At 67.7% G+C, this 15,195-nt stretch carries 17 protein-coding genes; 5 read left to right on the forward strand and 12 right to left on the reverse strand.

The window, feature by feature from the left end; all coding sequences use genetic code 11:
* Positions 1-21 precede the first annotated feature (21 nt).
* The 7 genes from ON20_RS16690 to pgsA form a co-directional block, all read right to left on the reverse strand.
* On the reverse strand, positions 22-732 hold the full coding sequence (locus ON20_RS16690; protein WP_040836572.1) for a PIG-L deacetylase family protein: 711 nt from the start codon (positions 730-732) through the stop codon (positions 22-24).
* A gap of 67 nt (positions 733-799) precedes the next feature.
* Positions 800-976, reverse strand: a complete 177-nt coding sequence (locus ON20_RS37390; protein ID WP_040836574.1) for a hypothetical protein — start codon at positions 974-976, stop codon at positions 800-802.
* Between the two features lie 128 nt (positions 977-1,104).
* Complete coding sequence (pspM, locus tag ON20_RS16700) at positions 1,105-2,028, reverse strand: phage shock envelope stress response protein PspM (protein WP_174361897.1); 924 nt, start codon at positions 2,026-2,028, stop codon at positions 1,105-1,107.
* 31 nt (positions 2,029-2,059) lie between these two features.
* Positions 2,060-2,893 carry a phage shock protein PspA gene (pspA, locus tag ON20_RS16705; RefSeq protein WP_040836576.1) on the reverse strand — a complete coding sequence of 278 codons (834 nt, stop codon included), beginning with the start codon at positions 2,891-2,893 and terminating at the stop codon, positions 2,060-2,062.
* Positions 2,894-3,115: 222 nt separating this feature from the next.
* A complete protein-coding gene (locus ON20_RS16710; protein ID WP_040836673.1) occupies positions 3,116-3,562 on the reverse strand; it encodes a helix-turn-helix domain-containing protein in 447 nt (148 codons plus the stop codon).
* A 141-nt stretch (positions 3,563-3,703) separates the two neighbouring features.
* Positions 3,704-4,234, reverse strand: a complete 531-nt coding sequence (locus ON20_RS16715) for a CinA family protein (RefSeq protein ID WP_169332347.1) — start codon at positions 4,232-4,234, stop codon at positions 3,704-3,706.
* Entirely contained in the window at positions 4,231-4,887 is a 657-nt protein-coding gene (gene pgsA / locus ON20_RS16720) for a CDP-diacylglycerol--glycerol-3-phosphate 3-phosphatidyltransferase (RefSeq protein WP_083864976.1), read from the reverse strand. The genes ON20_RS16715 and pgsA overlap by 4 nt, the downstream gene beginning before the upstream one ends.
* A 416-nt stretch (positions 4,888-5,303) precedes the next feature.
* Here pgsA and ON20_RS16725 point away from each other — a divergent pair, with 416 nt between their 5' ends.
* Positions 5,304-5,846 carry an amino-acid N-acetyltransferase gene (locus ON20_RS16725; RefSeq protein WP_051162661.1) on the forward strand — a complete coding sequence of 181 codons (543 nt, stop codon included), beginning with the start codon at positions 5,304-5,306 and terminating at the stop codon, positions 5,844-5,846.
* Between the two features lie 61 nt (positions 5,847-5,907).
* A complete protein-coding gene (locus ON20_RS16730; RefSeq protein WP_040836578.1) occupies positions 5,908-6,198 on the forward strand; it encodes a YciI family protein in 291 nt (96 codons plus the stop codon).
* Positions 6,199-6,253: 55 nt separating this feature from the next.
* Here the strand turns inward: ON20_RS16730 and ON20_RS16735 are convergent, their stop codons facing one another.
* Together ON20_RS16735 and ON20_RS16740 are read right to left on the reverse strand one after the other, a co-directional pair.
* Positions 6,254-7,273, reverse strand: coding sequence for a TerC family protein (locus tag ON20_RS16735; protein WP_040836579.1), 1,020 nt, complete (start codon positions 7,271-7,273; stop codon positions 6,254-6,256).
* 149 nt (positions 7,274-7,422) lie between these two features.
* Positions 7,423-9,822, reverse strand: coding sequence for a DNA translocase FtsK (locus tag ON20_RS16740; protein ID WP_306306855.1), 2,400 nt, complete (start codon positions 9,820-9,822; stop codon positions 7,423-7,425).
* A gap of 49 nt (positions 9,823-9,871) precedes the next feature.
* Here ON20_RS16740 and ON20_RS40285 point away from each other — a divergent pair, with 49 nt between their 5' ends.
* A complete protein-coding gene (locus ON20_RS40285) occupies positions 9,872-10,087 on the forward strand; it encodes a hypothetical protein (RefSeq protein WP_306306853.1) in 216 nt (71 codons plus the stop codon).
* Between the two features lie 139 nt (positions 10,088-10,226).
* On the opposite strand, the gene ON20_RS16750 is transcribed toward ON20_RS40285, so the two are convergent.
* A complete protein-coding gene (locus ON20_RS16750) occupies positions 10,227-10,850 on the reverse strand; it encodes a TIGR03085 family metal-binding protein (protein ID WP_086009003.1) in 624 nt (207 codons plus the stop codon).
* 134 nt (positions 10,851-10,984) lie between these two features.
* Between ON20_RS16750 and ON20_RS16755 the strand changes: the two genes are divergently transcribed.
* Positions 10,985-11,380, forward strand: a complete 396-nt coding sequence (locus ON20_RS16755) for a DUF4189 domain-containing protein (RefSeq protein WP_040836582.1) — start codon at positions 10,985-10,987, stop codon at positions 11,378-11,380.
* A 61-nt stretch (positions 11,381-11,441) separates the two neighbouring features.
* A complete protein-coding gene (locus ON20_RS16760; RefSeq protein WP_040836583.1) occupies positions 11,442-12,002 on the forward strand; it encodes a WKL family lipoprotein in 561 nt (186 codons plus the stop codon).
* Between the two features lie 109 nt (positions 12,003-12,111).
* Here the strand turns inward: ON20_RS16760 and ON20_RS16765 are convergent, their stop codons facing one another.
* On the reverse strand, positions 12,112-14,115 hold the full coding sequence (locus tag ON20_RS16765; RefSeq protein WP_040836584.1) for a ribonuclease J: 2,004 nt from the start codon (positions 14,113-14,115) through the stop codon (positions 12,112-12,114).
* The gene (gene dapA, locus ON20_RS16770) at positions 14,112-15,020 is read right to left on the reverse strand and encodes a 4-hydroxy-tetrahydrodipicolinate synthase (protein ID WP_040836585.1); all 909 of its coding nucleotides are present in this window, start codon (positions 15,018-15,020) and stop codon (positions 14,112-14,114) included. Before dapA ends, ON20_RS16765 begins: the two co-directional genes overlap by 4 nt.
* Positions 15,021-15,195 lie beyond the last annotated feature (175 nt).

The following is a 15,195-nucleotide window of genomic DNA, read 5'->3' on the forward strand; positions in this document are numbered from 1 at the left end:
CTGCCACACTCGTCCCGGCACTCAGCCGCGGAACCGGAACAGCTCGAACCCCACCGCGCGTTCGGCGGGAAATCCGTCCTTGGGGGCGGTGGTCATCTCCACCACGGCACGCGCCTGTTCGGCCGCCGGCCGCGGACTCAACGCCTCCAGATAGCGGCGGTGTTCGGCCAGGGACGCCTCGGCCGGTCCGATGGTGTCGGTGACATCCACCGCGTGCGTGGCCGTCGGGCCCACCACCGCCGCCCATCGCGCGGTCCATGGCGGCAGATCGGCTATCTCCGGGAAGATCCACTCATTGCCGGCATCCGATACCGCGTCCAGGCCCGCGCGGCCGACCGCCCGGTGATCGGCGCTGTTGACGAATCCGCTCGCCCACGCGGTACCGAAATAGGACAGCACCACCATCTCCGGGCGATGCCGGCGGATGGCCGCGGCCAGATCACGGCGCAATGCCAGGCTTTCCTCCACCCGCCCGTCGGGGTAGCCGAGGAATTCCACCTCGGCGACACCGACGACCGCGGCCGCGGCGATTTCCTCGGCCTCCCGCAGCGGGCCGGCATCGGCGGGTGCCATACCCGCGATACCGGCCTCACCCGAGGTCACCAACACATAGCGGATGTCCTTGCCCTGGCGCGTCCAGTGGGCGACGGCCGCGGCCGCGCCGTACTCGATATCGTCGGGGTGCGCGACGATCACCAGACCACGCCACCAGTCCTCGGGTAGCTGCTCCATATCGCCATTCAACACAGGGCCCCGAGCGATTACGTCTTTTCGCCACCCGTTTCGGGACGCGGGGCGGTCAGAGTTTGCTCACGGTGCTGTCACTGTCCGAACCGGCCACCGCCTTGTACAGCAGGTACAGCCCGAACACCACCGCCCCGATCACCAGGATCGGGAACAGTCCCTTGATCAGCGCGCCGACGACGGCCAGCGCGATCCACACCACGGCGATCACGCCGATGATCTTCCACAGCATTTCGTACCTCCCAGAAGTGGCGCTACACCTCGAGCATTACAGTCCGAGCCCGAGAAATCACCAGGTGAAAGCCAATATCGGGGTGAAGATCAGGGTTATCCCCGAACAACCACGAAGGACCGGTACGGTCAGCGGAACTGTCCGTACCGCGGAGGGCTTTCCGGCAGCGGCAGCGTCGAGGGCAGCGGAGCGCCCACCGCATACGACGGTTTGTCGGCGAGCTCGGTCAGCGCCTGGGCCCAGCCGTCCATGCGGTCGGCGGCGTGGCGCAGATCGGCGACGACGACGTCGAATTCATGGTGCACCACGGTCATCTCCGGGATGGCGAGCACCCGCCCGGCCGCGGCCACAATCTGCTCGTATTCGACGATTCCGGCCTCCAACCGGGACAGGATGTGCCGCAACTGCTCGGCGAGCACCCCGACCGTCTCCGAGTCCATCGAACCCAGGGTGATACCCGCCTGTTCCATGGCCACGATATCGGCGGCCAGCGCATGAAGCGCGGCGGCGCCGGAACCCGCGGTGGCCAACATATCGTCGAGTTCCTCCGACGGCAGCCGACGGGACCGCGCGATATGCCCGCCCAACTCGTGCAGCGCGCGTTCGGCGCGCGCGAGCCGCTCCATCGGCGCGCGGGCGACCGACCGGCCCGGAGGCAGTTTGCGCGGAATATATCCGGCACGGGGCAGTGGGATGCTGCGCATCCGCAGGTATCGACGGGTGCTCAGCGCCGCGCCGGTGACCAGCGCGACGGCACCGCCGCCGAGAAGCACGACCACCCAGGCGGGGGCGGAGACGACGGCCAACCCGACCGCGCCGACGGTGGTGATACCCGAGGCGGTACCGAGCCGCACACTGCGCCGGCGGAGTCGGCGACGTCGCCGCATTTCACGCTCCCGCGGATCGGCCCAGCGGCGGACCGCCACCAGTGCGTGCTCACCCACCTCGCGCAGGGTATCCGGCAGGGCGGGCTGCTGCGGGTCCACCCCGTGCCGGGGTCGGATCGGATAGCGGGGCCCGGACGGGGAGATGCGGGATCGTCGACCGCTCATGACTGTACTTCCTTGCCGAAACCCCGAACCGCTACTGCTGAGCGGTCTGCCCCTTGTTCATCTGTGGCTGCGGCTGCGCCGGCTCGGCCTGGGCCTTGGCGGAATCGAGGGCGGGGCCGGTGCCGCCGGCGGGCAGCGCCTCGCCGCGCATCGATGCCCGAATCTGCTCCAGCCGGTTGTGCCCGGCCATCTGAACACTGGCCTGCTGCACTTCCAGCATCCGCCCCTGCACCGAGTTCTGCGCCAGTTCGGCGGCGCCGAGCGCATTGGCGTAGCGGCGCTCGATCTTGTCCCGCACCGCGTCCAGGCTGGGCACGTTGCCCGGCGCGGACAGGGTGCTGTCCATCTGCTGCAGCGAGGCGCTGACCTGCTCCTGCATCTTGGCCTGCTCCAGCTGGCTGAGCAGTTTGGTGCGCTCGGCGACCTTCTGCTGCAGCAGCATGGCGTTCTGTTCGACCGCCTTCTTGGCCTGCGCGGCCGCCTGCAGCGACTGGTCGTGCAGCACCTTCAGGTCCTCCACGGCCTGCTCGGCCGTGACCAGCTGAGCGGCGAACGCCTCGGCGGCGTTGGTGTACTGGATCGCCTTCTCGGCATCGCCCGCGGCGTTGGCCTGATCGGCCAGCAGTACGGCCTGCCGGGCATTGGCGTTGAGCTTCTCGACCTCGTCGAGCTGGCGGTTCAGTTTCATCTCCAGCTGACGCTGGTTGCCGATCACCGAGGCCGCCTGCTGCGACAGAGCCTGGTGCTGGCGTTGGGCTTCCTCGATAGCCTGCTGAATCTGGACCTTCGGATCCGCGTGCTCCTCGACCTTGGCGTCGAAAAGGGCCATCAGGTATTTCCAGGCCTTGACGAACGGATTAGCCATCGGTTGATCCCGCCTCCATCTGCTGTGCCGCCTGCGCGACGTGCGGTGCGCGACCGTCACGCACCCGGTATATGCCTATCCTCCACCATTTCGACGCCCGGTACCGGTGACCGAGCGTTACCGCGTCCGGATCGTGAACCCGTAACCGACGCCCGCTACGAATCTATCCGTTCCCCCACCCGGCGCGCATCGGCACGGACCCTGGTCTTTCCCCGATTTCCCCTAGGCGACCTTGACCAGCACCAGGGTTTCGTTCTTCGGCGCCGGGATGACGATCCGGGTGTCCTCGTCGATCTGCGGCCGGCCGACGGGTGCGTCGGACCCGGCGGATGCGGTATCGGCCTCGGACAACGCGGCGCTATCGGGACCGGTCCTGGCGGCGGGCTCCGGAACCGGCGTGGGGGCCGCGACGGTCTCGCGCTCGGCCGTGGGCGTACCGCTGTCGGCGATGATCGTGCTCACATCCCACAGCACCCGGGACAACGGGACATCCAATGCCTCGCAGATCGCCGCCAGCAGTTCGCTGGAGGCCTCCTTGCGGCCCCGCTCCACTTCCGACAGATACCCCAGGCTCACCCGGGCCGAGGTGGACACTTCCCGCAGGGTCCGGCGCTGGGCGAGGCGAGCACGCCGCAGACTGTCCCCGATGGCCTCTCGCAGCAGCGTCATCGCGTTCTCCTTCTCCCGGTGGGCGCTCGGCCCGTACGGCGGAGCATGCCGTGGCACACGCCGTCCTTTCTGGCACAACGTGGGATCGGGCGAGTTGGTTCCCATATGTGGTGTGGGCGCGGAGGAGAGGTCACCGGAAGTTCACCCGGCGGCCGCGGCGCCGCGTACACATCGCAACAGTTCCCGTATCGCCGTCCGTGTCGCGTCGAACCTGATATTCCACCGGTGGCCCGACAGTTTCAACCGCATCACCTCGGTATGCCTCGGGCCGGCCAGCCCGAGGAACACCGTGCCGGCGCCGATACCGTTCTGCGGGTCCGGTCCGGCCACCCCGGTCAGCGCGAGTCCCCAGTCCGCGGCGCAGCGGGTACGCGCCCCGACTGCCAACTGTTCGGCGGTACTCGCTGCAACCGGTCCTTCGGCCGCGAGTATCTCGTCGCTCACCCCGGCCAGGCTGTGTTTCAGGTCCGTGGCGTACACCACGAGTCCACCGCGTAGCACGGCGCTGGCGCCCGGCACGCCCGCGATGGTCGCGGCCACGAGCCCGGCGGTCAGTGATTCCGCGGTGGCGACGGTCTGGTTCGTCGCGCGCAGCGCACCGACCAGCGCGACGGCGTCGGTGTCGGTGGTCAGCGGATCGGTCACGGTCGTGGGCCCCCTGGTACCGCTCATGCGCCGCTCGATCGGCCGGAGCCGGCGGACCACAGCCGCGCGGCCTGGCCCAGATAGTCCAACCCGGTGGCCGCCGTGAGTATCAACGCGATCCACATCAGTGCCATTCCCGCTGTCTGGAATCCCCCGGAGAGCGGGAGCAGCAGCACCCCGATGGCCAGCGACTGCACCAGCGTTTTCAGCTTCCCCCCGCGCCCGGCCGGGATCACACCGTGGCGCGCCACCGCCAGCCGCAGCAGCGTCACACCGATCTCGCGGACGCAGATCACCACGGTCATCCACCAGGGAAGCTCACTCAGCAGTGACAGTCCGATCAGCGCCGCCCCGATCAACGCCTTGTCCGCGATCGGATCGGCGAGTTTGCCGAAATCGGTGATCAGCCCGTACTTGCGCGCCAGTTGCCCGTCGAAACGGTCGGTGACGGCGGCGAGTCCGAACAGCACGGTGGCGGTGATCCGCCAACCGGTCTGGTGGCCGCCGCCGGCGAACAAGGCGAATACGAACAACGGCACCAGGCCGATCCGCATCATGGTCAGCACATTCGCGATATTCCACAGCGGAACAGCGGTCTCGGCCCGCGCCGGAAGCGGCCCGGGGCGCGCCGCCACGGGGGGAGCCGGGCGGCGATCCATCTCCTCGGGGTACACGCTCATGGCCGCCTCTCGGACCAGTCACGCTGCCCTGCGCGGAGGATGGGGCGGTAGGACTGGGGGTGCGGCACACCCCAAGCCTAATAGGCACTGCCGGAAGCCCGACCGCCGACAGTCCGTGTACGGCCGACGCAGGCGCGGGTACGTCTCTCGGTAGCAGGTGAGACTACTGTGCACTCCATGACCAGCGAATGTAGCGCGCTGATCTCCACGTCCACGTGGGGGTCAGCGCATCCGGCCACCTTCGGGTACGCTGCCCTCGTCGGCGCCGGGCGGGCGGAGACGATAAACGCCTGCGGAGGCTGGGTAAGACCACGGTCTACTGTGGCATCGGCCGGTGAAACAGGAGCCCACCGAGGTGTCGCGTGAGCGGCACGGCAGGAACCTCCGGTCTTCAGGCCGGGGGGGACGTCAACTCACTGGGACCACGGAGTGGTTCGCTCGGCGACGCGCCCGCGACACCGGGCACCGATATAACGGTGCGGCGGGCGCGCACCTCCGACGTCCCCTCGATCAAGGCGCTGGTCGATATCTACGCGGGTCGGATCCTGCTGGAGAAGAACCTGGTCAACCTGTATGAGGCGGTCCAGGAATTCTGGGTCGCCGAACACGGTGGGCGGGTGGTCGGTTGCGGCGCCCTGCACGTGCTGTGGGCCGATCTGGGCGAGGTGCGCACCGTCGCTGTCCATCCGGATGTCAAGGGGCATGGTGTGGGCAAACTCATCGTGCGGCGGCTGGTCGAAGTGGCCCGGGAATTGGAGCTGCAGCGGTTGTTCGTGCTCACCTTCGAGGTGGAGTTCTTCGGCCGGCACGGTTTTGTTGAGCTCGACGGCACTCCGGTGACCGCCGAGGTCTACGCGGAGATGTGTCGCTCCTACGACACCGGCGTCGCCGAATTCCTGGATCTGAGTTATGTGAAACCGAACACCCTCGGCAACACCCGGATGCTGCTGACCCTGTAATGCTCGACGGCACCCATTCCGGGGGTGTCGGTGTGACCGACGGCATCGTTAAGCTCGGCGCGTGCCGATCTTCGCAGTCCACTACACCTATTCCGCCGCCACCGTCGCCGGTCGCGACACCCACCGCCCCGCCCACCGCGGCTGGCTGTCCGGCCTGCTCGCCGACGGCGTCCTGCTCAGCAGCGGCCCGTATTCGGACGGTTCCGGCGCATTGCTGCTGTTGCGCGCGGCCGATGATACGGCGATGAAGGAGCTGCTGACCCGGGATCCGTTCGCACGACACGAACTGATCGACGAGGTCCGCGTGGTCGAATGGCAGCCGACGCTCGGCGCCTTCACCGACGCCGGGTAGGAATGCCCGGCCGGCGAGCCGCGACGGCCCGCCGGCCGGAGCGGCCGTATCCCGGTCACCGCTCGCGCGGCGCGCTCCCCGAATCCGCGGGCTCGACCGGTCGGGCCCTGCCGCCGGTTCGCCACAGGCTGGCCACCGTCGCGACCACCAGGATCCCGACGATCACCGACAGCGAGACGGCCGTGGATATCTCCGGTACCGCCACGTGTTCGCCACCGTTGACGAACGGCAGGTTGTTTTCGTGCAGCGCGTGCAGCATCAGTTTCACACCGATGAACGCGAGGATCGCGGCCAGCCCGTAGGACAGGTAGACCAACCGGTCGAGCAGGCCGCCGATGAGGAAGTACAGCTGGCGCAGGCCCATCAGCGCGAAGGCGTTGGCGGTGAACACCAGATAGGGCTGTTCGGTGAGACCGTAGATGGCCGGGATGGAGTCCAGCGCGAACAACAGGTCGGTGAATCCGATCGCCAGCAGGGCCAACAGCATGGGAGTGACCACCCGTTTACCGCCGATCCGGGCGATGAGGGAGTCGCCGTGGAACTGCTCGGTGGTCGGTACCAGGCGCTTGGTCAGCGCGACGATCCGGCTGTCGCGTTTCTGTTCGTGTTCGACCTCGTGCCCGCTCTCTTTCAGGAGTTTGGCGGCGGTGTAGATCAAGAAGATGCCGAACAGGTAGAAGACCCAGCTGAAGGCGCTGATCGCGGCCGCGCCCACGGCAATGAACGCACCGCGCATCACCAGTGCGATCACGATGCCGATCAGCAGGACTTTCTGCTGATATGCCCGTGGCACCGCGAAGGTGGACATAATGATCAGGAATACGAACAGGTTGTCGACCGAGAGCGCTTTCTCGGTGATGAAACCCGCGTAGTACTCCCCCGCGTAGACCCCGCCCCACTTCACGGCGACCAGGCCACCGAAGGCGAGGGCGAGCCCGATGTAGACCGCCGACCAGAACGCGGATTCCCGGAAGGTCGGTTCGTGCGGGGTGCGCACATGGGCGAAGAAATCGAAGACGAACAAGCCGAGGATCACCAGGATGGTGACCCCCCATACCACTGTCGTTACCTGCATGCGGCGATCCGTTCGGCAGTACCGGTCATGGGTGCCATCATGCCTGATTTGTCTGTTTCCATTGGATTGCGGGGCATTTGCCGGTCACGATTCCATACCCGCGGGCGGACCGGTGTGACAAACCCCACCCCCAGCGGCTCGGAAACCGATCAGTCCTCGGCCGATTCCGGAGAGTCGGCCCCGCCCCCGCGAATCGACCAGAGCAGGCCGTCGAGCTCGTCCGGTTTGACCAATACATCCCGGGCCTTCGAGCCCTCGCTGGGCCCCACCACCCCGCGGGTCTCCATCAGATCCATCAACCGACCCGCCTTGGCGAAACCGACCCGCAGTTTGCGCTGCAACATCGAGGTCGACCCGAACTGGGAGGTGACCACCAGCTCCACCGCCTGCAGGAACAGGTCCAGATCATCGCCGATATCGGGATCGACGTCCTTCTTCTCCCCCGCCTTGGCGCTCGTGACCCCTTCGGTGTACTCGGGCTCGGCCTGGTTCTTGGCGAACTCGACGACGGCCTGGATCTCCTCGTCGCTGATGAACGCGCCCTGCAACCGGGTCGGCTTTCCCGCTCCCATGGGCAGGAAGAGACCATCGCCCATGCCGATGAGCTTCTCGGCGCCGGGCTGGTCCAGGATGACACGGGAATCGGTGAGCGAGGAGGTGGCGAACGCCAACCGAGACGGGACGTTCGTCTTGATCAGGCCGGTGACCACGTCCACCGACGGCCGCTGCGTGGCCAGCACCAGATGGATACCCGCGGCTCGCGCCTTCTGGGTGATCCGCACGATGGCGTCCTCGACATCGCGCGGCGCGGTCATCATCAGATCGGCCAGTTCGTCGACGATGGCGAGAATGTACGGGTAGGGGCGATACACCCGTTCACTGCCCAACGGAGTGGTGACGGCCCCGGACTTGACCTTCCGGTTGAAGTCGTCGATATGCCGGACCCGGGTGGCCTGCATGTCCTGATAGCGCTGCTCCATCTCCTCCACCAGCCAGGCCAGCGCCGCCGCGGCCTTCTTCGGCTGGGTGATGATGGGGGTGATCAGATGCGGAATGCCCTCGTAGGGGGTCAGTTCCACCATCTTCGGATCGATCAGGATCATGCGGACCTCGTCCGGGGTGGCCCGCTGCAGCAGTGAAACCAGCATCGAGTTCACGAAACTCGACTTACCGGATCCAGTGGAACCGGCCACCAACAGATGCGGCATCTTCGCCAGATTGGCCGCGACGAACTCGCCCTCGATGTTCTTGCCGAGCCCGATCACCAGCGGATGGTGGTCGTTGCGGGTCGCGGGCGCCTTCAGTACATCCGCCAGGCGCACCAGTTCCCGATCGGAATTGGGCACCTCGATACCCACCGCGGACTTGCCAGGGATAGGGGCCAGCAGCCGCACGTTCTCGGTGGCGACGGCATAGGCGATATTGCGGGCCAGGGCGGTGATCTTCTCGACCTTCACCCCGGGGCCGAGTTCGACCTCGTATCGGGTGACCGTCGGGCCCCGGACGAATCCGGTCACCGCCGCGTCGATCTTGAACTGCACCAACACCTCGGTGATCGCCTCGATCATCGATTCGTTCGCGGCACTGCGCTTCTTGGGCGGGTCTCCGTCGACGAGCAGTTTCATCGGCGGCAGCGTGTAACCGCCCTCGGTGACCCGCTCGGCGACGAACTCCGGTTCCGGAAGCGGCAGCGGGGTCTGATCGACGGGCTCGGCCGCACGTTTCCCCCGCTTCGGCCGCTCGGGGGGTGCCTCGATGGGCGGCACGGATTCATCGGCAATCGGTTTCGCGTCGCGCAGCGGCGGCTCGCCCGTGGTATCGGCCCCACCGTATTCGTCGGCCGGATAGTTCTCACCGGGGCTGCGACCGCGACGGCCCGAGCGCGGACGGTGCACCGGGAAACCATCCGGGCCATAGTCGGGGGGACCATATTCGGATCGGTAATCGCCGTATTCGCCGTCCACCGGATCCGCACCGCCGGTGCCGAAGTATTCGCGCAGCCGCTGTGGAACCTCGCGGACCGTCGTCCCGGTGAGCAGCAGCGCGCCGAAAAGAGTGGCCAACAACAGGATCGGGGTGGACAGCCAGGCGGTGAGCCCCTCGGTCACGGGACCGCCCATGACGAACCCCACGAAACCCGCGGCCTGCGAACGTCCTTCCGCGTCGCTGGGCGCTCCGTCGGCGATATGCCACAGTCCGAGCAGCGGCAGTCCCACCAGCACACCACCCAGCACCAGCCGGGGCCGGATCTCCGGTCGGGGTTCGGTGCGCATGAGCACCACGGCGATTCCGGACAGCACGAACGGCAGCAGCGCCGAGGCCGAACCCGTGATGGCGCGGATGGCGGTCTCCACCCAGCGCCCGACCGGACCGCCCGCCGAGAACCAGACCGCGGCCGCGATAACGGTGCCGGCCGCGATGAGCGCCAACGCAATACCGTCACGGCGGTGGCCGTGTTCGATCTCGCCCGCTCTGCCGATGGCGCGGACAGTGGCGCCGAGCCCCCGCGCCACCACGGTCCAACCGCTGCCGAGCGCCCGGCCGAACACCGCCACCGGCGCCGTATCGGATTGCCGGCGGACCGGCCGACGCGGTGCGGTGGCCCGCCCACGCGCGCCGGAGGCCGGGCGCGCGGTGCCCGAACGCGAAGTACTCGAACGCGAAGTATTCGAACGGGAGGCATTCGAACGTGCAGTGGCCGAGCGCGCGGTGCCCGAACGAGAACGTGCCGCGGTCGTGCGCCCCCGAGCCGATCCCGCCCGCGCACCCGTCGTGGTTGTGCTGCGGGACTTACCTGCCATGGGCTCAGGCTAGCCGCAATTGCCTCGGTGGGACCATCCGCAACACTGGTACCGCCCGCCGTACCCGGCGGAGAACATCCGATGCGCCGTCATCGAATACCGGCGCGATCCGGCCCGGATCGCGGTCGCGGCAGCGGAGCCGGACGGACCGATCACACCGATCGGTCCAGGCCCAGCACCGCACGCACGGCCTCCGGATCACCCGCTGTCTCGATCCGGACCCGGTCCCGACCGAAGGCGTGCAACAGCAGTTCGGCGGGTGTCCCCGTCACGGTCACCGGGTCCCCGGCCCTGGGGCCGACGCGCGTCCGCTCCCCCTCGGATGTGACCAGATCCACCGGTACCGGGGATCTGCGGTAGGTCATCGACGCCACCCGACGCACCATCGGCCACAGCCGCCGCTGCTCCTCGGCGGACAGCTCCCGCGGCTCCCATTCCGGTCGGGCGCGGCGCACATCCTCGTGATGGACGAACATCTCGCTCAGATTCACGACGGCGTCCACCGGACGCAGCGGCGACCACCAGGGTGGCCCGTTGCGCACCCGGTCGAGTAATTCGGCAAACGGCCGCCGTGCGGTCTTGTCCTGCACCCGCCGTAGATATCCGGCGAACGGGCGCAACAGAATTCCCGGAGCGGCGTCGGGGCGGCGCTCCCGAACCACCAGATGCGCGGCGAGATCACGTACCGTCCAGTCGCCGCATAGGGTCGGCGCGTCCGGTCCGGCGGTCTCCATCGTCTCGACAAGGGCGCGACGTTCACGCTGGGCCATATTCACCGCTCCGAACCTAGCGGAGGAACCGGTCAGCGGGGTGTAGGCCGCACCTTTCGGGGCATTCGACCGGTTGCTCTCCGGTGGCCGGCTCTGTAATTTGTCAGGCGGTCCATAGGGTCGTGGACCAAAAAGTAGAGATGGGAACACCATTGAAGAAGATTCTCACCGTTGCCGCCGTTCTGGTGGCCACCATCGGTTCGATGCTGGCAGTCTCCGTGACACCCGCGCATGCGCAGAGCAGCTACTACGGCGCCATCGCCGTGTCCCTGTCGACCGGGCGTTACGGCTACTCCTATGACTACCCCAGCTACTCCTCGGCCGAGGATCGCGCGGTGTCGGAATGCGGTGTCGACGACTGCATTGCCAAGGTCTCCTGGCGCAACGGCTGCGGCGCCCTGGCGGTGTCATCCCGTTACTACAGCTACGGCGCGGGCGCCACCCGGTCCGACGCACGGGCCGAGGCGCTGGCGAACAACCCGGACGGTGACGCCTACATCGAGCACTGGAACTGCACCTCCGGCTACTCGCTGTAAGAAGGCTCCGCCACCAGACCGGCCGATGCCGGGTCCGTGACTATTCCGTAGGGGAACAATCGTGAAAATTCGTCCTTTCCGGGTCGTGGCCGCCATAACCATGGCCGCCGCCGCCCTCACCTTCACCGCGTGCACATCCTCGGAGGACAGCTCGTCCGATTCGGGCGCATCCGCGACGCAGGCTGCCGGTGGGTTCGAAGCGGGTAAGAGCAGCGACGGCACCGAAGAGGGTGCCGCCCCGTCCACCACCCCGCCGCCCAACCTGCCCAAGCCCAGCCCGGAAGAGCTCAACGACAAGATCAACCGGGCGCTCGACGGATCGGTCAGCGAAGAAGAGAAGCTGGCCTGGATCGAGGATGCCGAACAGGATCCGCAGCTGGTCGACAAGCTCGTCGACGCCGCCAAGAAGAACAAGGTCACGGTGAAGATCACCAAGGTGGGTGATCCCGCCGACGGCAAGCTGAAGGCCGACGCCGAGGTCACCATCGACGGTCAGCCGGTGGAGAACGCCTCCGTCGACTTCGTCGCCGAGGGCGATCAGTGGAAGATCGCGAACAAGTTCGCGTGCAATATCGTCAAGTCCGCTCAGCTGGACTCGGCCGCCTGCCAGTCCGACGAGTAATATCACGGGCAACCGATACGAAACCGCCGGAGGGCACCGAGCCTTCCGGCGGTTTCGTCGTTCTACGGGGCCACGACCGATCCTCGGGGCCGGTGACCGACCCGAGGAATCACACACCGATAACGGTCGGAACGATCATCGGGCGACGCCGATAGGTCTCGGCCACCCACCGCCCCACCACACGACGCACCCCCTGGGCAATGCGATGGGTCTCGGTGACACCCTCACCGGCCAACCGCAGCAGTTCGGCCTCGACCAGTTCGGCGGCCTCGGCCAACGCCGTGGGGTCGTCGGAGAAACCGCGTCCGCTCACCTCCGGAGCGCTCACCGCCTTGCCGGTGGTCTCGTCCACGGCGACGGTGATGGCGATGAAACCGCCCTCACCCAATACCAATCGATCCGATAGCGTCGACTCGCCCACATCGCCGACCGACAGCCCGTCGACGTAGACGTGCCCCACGGGGACCCGGCCCACAATGGTGGCGATTCCGTCCACCAGATCGACCACCACGCCGTCCTCGGCGAGTACCACCCGTTCCTCCGGTACGCCGGTGGCCACCGCGAGCGCCGCATTGGCACGCAGATGCCGCCATTCCCCGTGCACGGGCATGGCGTTGGTGGGCCGTACGGCGTTGTACAGGTACAGCAGCTCACCTGCCGAGGCGTGGCCGGAGACGTGCACCTTGGCGCTCTGCTGCGTGATCACCGTGGCACCCAACCGGGCCAGGCCGTTGACCACCGCGAAGACCAAGTTCTCGTTGCCCGGGATCAGCGAGGAGGCCAGGATCACCAGATCGTCGGGGCGGATATTGATCTGCCGGTGATCGCCGCGCGACATCCGCGACAGCGCCGACAGCGGTTCGCCCTGGGAACCGGTGGAGATCAGCACCAGTTTGTTCCCGGGCAGGGTGGCGGCCACGTCCAGATCGACGACGAGACCGTCCGGCACGCTCAGATAGCCCAGGTCCTGCGCGATCTGCATATTCCGCACCATCGACCGGCCGACGAAACACACCCGCCGCCCGTATCGCATCGCTACGTCCACGACCTGCTGGATGCGGTGCACATGACTGGCGAACGACGCGACGATCACCCGGTTGGGGGCCTTGCCGATCACGCTGTCGAGCACCCCGCCGATCTCCCGTTCCGGGGTGACGAACCCGGGCACCTCGGCATTGGTGGAATCGACCAGGAACAGGTCTACACCCTCGTCGCCGAGCCGGGAGAAACCGGCCAGGTCGGTGAGTCGCCCGTCCAGCGGCAGCTGATCGAGTTTGATATCGCCGGTGTGCAGCACCAGACCGGCCCGAGTGCGGATGGCGACCGCGATGGCGTCGGGGATCGAATGGTTGACGGCGAAGTACTCACACTCGAACGGACCGTGCTCGGTGCGCTGTCCCTCGGCCACTTGGACCAGTTTCGGATGCTGGCGGTGCTCCCGGCATTTCGCGGCGACCAGGGCGAGGGTGAACTTGGAGCCCACCACCGGGATATCCGGCCGCAGCCGCAGCAGGAACGGCACCGCGCCGATATGGTCCTCGTGCCCGTGGGTGAGCACCACGGCGGCGACATCGTCCATCCGGTCCTCGATGGGCCGGAAATCGGGCAGGATCAGATCCACACCGGGTTGCTGGTCCTCCGGGAAGAGCACCCCGCAGTCGACGATGAGCAGTTTGCCGTCGTACTCGAAAACGGTCATATTGCGACCGATTTCGCCGATTCCGCCCAGTGCGAATACCCGTAGGCCGCCGCGCGGCACCTTCGGCGGTATACCGAGCCGATCCTGCGCGACCGCCTCCGGGCTCTCTTCCACGACCTGTTCGGACCGGCCGCGCCCGGATGCCCGGGAGCGACCGCGCCGGCCCCGGTCCGACTGCGCTCGGGTGCTCTCCTGTTTGGCGGTACGTCCCTGCGTGCGTCGGGCCTCGGCCGCTTCCGTACCCGCGGACACCGACTGCGCCGCGGGCGGTTCCGCCCCGCCGGCGGGTGCCGTCGGCTCGGCTTCGACCGCTGCCCGCTCTCGGTCCGCGGCGGGCGGCTGCGGCGCGGGGGCGGCAGGCCCCGCTTCCCGGCGGGCGGTGCGACGGGGACGACGACCGGTTGGTTCCGTCATACGAGCACCCCGGCCGCTTCCAGATCCGCGGCCAGTTCGTCGAGCTGTTCGGTGCTCGGCATGAGCTGCGGAAGGCGAGGCTCGCCGACCTCGACACCGAGCAGGCGCAGTGCGCCCTTGGTCATCGCCACACCCCCCAGTCGGGCCATGGCGGCGTTGAGCCGCAGCAGGCCGGCATTGATCTCTCGGGCGCGCACCACCTCGCCGGCGGTGTAGGCGTCGAGCAGTTCCCGCAGCCGCTCCGGCACCAGATGCCCGATCACACTGATGAACCCAACCGCGCCGACCGAGAGCCAGGGCAGGTTCAACATATCGTCGCCCGAGTAGAAGGCCAGGCCGGTGCTATCGATCAGGGCGGCGCCGGCGTTCAGATCGCCCTTGGCGTCCTTAACCGCGACGATCCGCGGATGTTCGGCGAGCCGGCGAATGGTGTCGAAGGCGATCGGCACCACCGAGCGCGGCGGGATGTCGTAGAGGGTCACCGGCAGGTCGGTGGCGTCGGCGATCGCGGTGAAATGCGCGAACAGACCCTCCTGGGTCGGCCGCGAATAGTAGGGCGTCACCACCAACAGACCGTGCGCGCCGGCACGCTGGGCATTACGCGCGAGTTCGATGGAATGCGCGGTGTCGTAGGTGCCCGCGCCCGCGATCACGGTGGCCCGGGTGCCCACCGAGGAGACCAGGGCGCGCAGCAGGTCGGACTTCTCCGACTCGGTGGTGGTCGGCGATTCACCCGTGGTGCCGGACACCACGAGCAGGTCGACACCGCGGTCGACCAAACGGTTCGCCAGGGCGACGCCGGTATCGATGTCGAGCTTCCCGTCGACCCCGAAGGGAGTCACCATCGCGACACCTACCGTGCCGGACGCGCTCAACACCGGAGGCGTCGATTCACCGTTCGTCATGGTCAAAAAGGCTACCCGGTCGGGGACACGCCATCGACACCCTCGTCCGGGTTCCGGCGCGCCGGAGCCGGTAATTCTCGTCTCGGACCGCCCGGGGACACCATGGCGGCCCCGACGGGCCGGAGCCACGGCATCTTTCTGACATCAAATCAATCCTTGCATGCCGCCATATATG

Source organism: Nocardia brevicatena NBRC 12119 (assembly GCF_000308495.1).
GTDB lineage: Bacteria > Actinomycetota > Actinomycetes > Mycobacteriales > Mycobacteriaceae > Nocardia > Nocardia brevicatena.

Excerpts from the sequence above, each read along its gene's own strand:
- ON20_RS16690 (WP_040836572.1), bottom strand. The coding sequence starts at position 732 with ATGGAGCAGCTACCCGAGGACTGGTGGCGTGGTCTGGTGATCGTCGCG.
- ON20_RS37390 (WP_040836574.1), bottom strand. The coding sequence starts at position 976 with ATGCTGTGGAAGATCATCGGCGTGATCGCCGTGGTGTGGATCGCGCTG.
- pspM (WP_174361897.1), bottom strand. The coding sequence starts at position 2,028 with ATGAGCGGTCGACGATCCCGCATCTCCCCGTCCGGGCCCCGCTATCCG.
- pspA (WP_040836576.1), bottom strand. The coding sequence starts at position 2,893 with ATGGCTAATCCGTTCGTCAAGGCCTGGAAATACCTGATGGCCCTTTTC.
- ON20_RS16710 (WP_040836673.1), bottom strand. The coding sequence starts at position 3,562 with ATGACGCTGCTGCGAGAGGCCATCGGGGACAGTCTGCGGCGTGCTCGC.
- ON20_RS16715 (WP_169332347.1), bottom strand. The coding sequence starts at position 4,234 with ATGAGCGGTACCAGGGGGCCCACGACCGTGACCGATCCGCTGACCACC.
- pgsA (WP_083864976.1), bottom strand. The coding sequence starts at position 4,887 with ATGAGCGTGTACCCCGAGGAGATGGATCGCCGCCCGGCTCCCCCCGTG.
- ON20_RS16735 (WP_040836579.1), bottom strand. The coding sequence starts at position 7,273 with ATGCAGGTAACGACAGTGGTATGGGGGGTCACCATCCTGGTGATCCTC.
- ON20_RS16755 (WP_040836582.1), top strand. The coding sequence starts at position 10,985 with ATGGGAACACCATTGAAGAAGATTCTCACCGTTGCCGCCGTTCTGGTG.
- ON20_RS16765 (WP_040836584.1), bottom strand. The coding sequence starts at position 14,115 with ATGACGGAACCAACCGGTCGTCGTCCCCGTCGCACCGCCCGCCGGGAA.
- dapA (WP_040836585.1), bottom strand. The coding sequence starts at position 15,020 with ATGACGAACGGTGAATCGACGCCTCCGGTGTTGAGCGCGTCCGGCACG.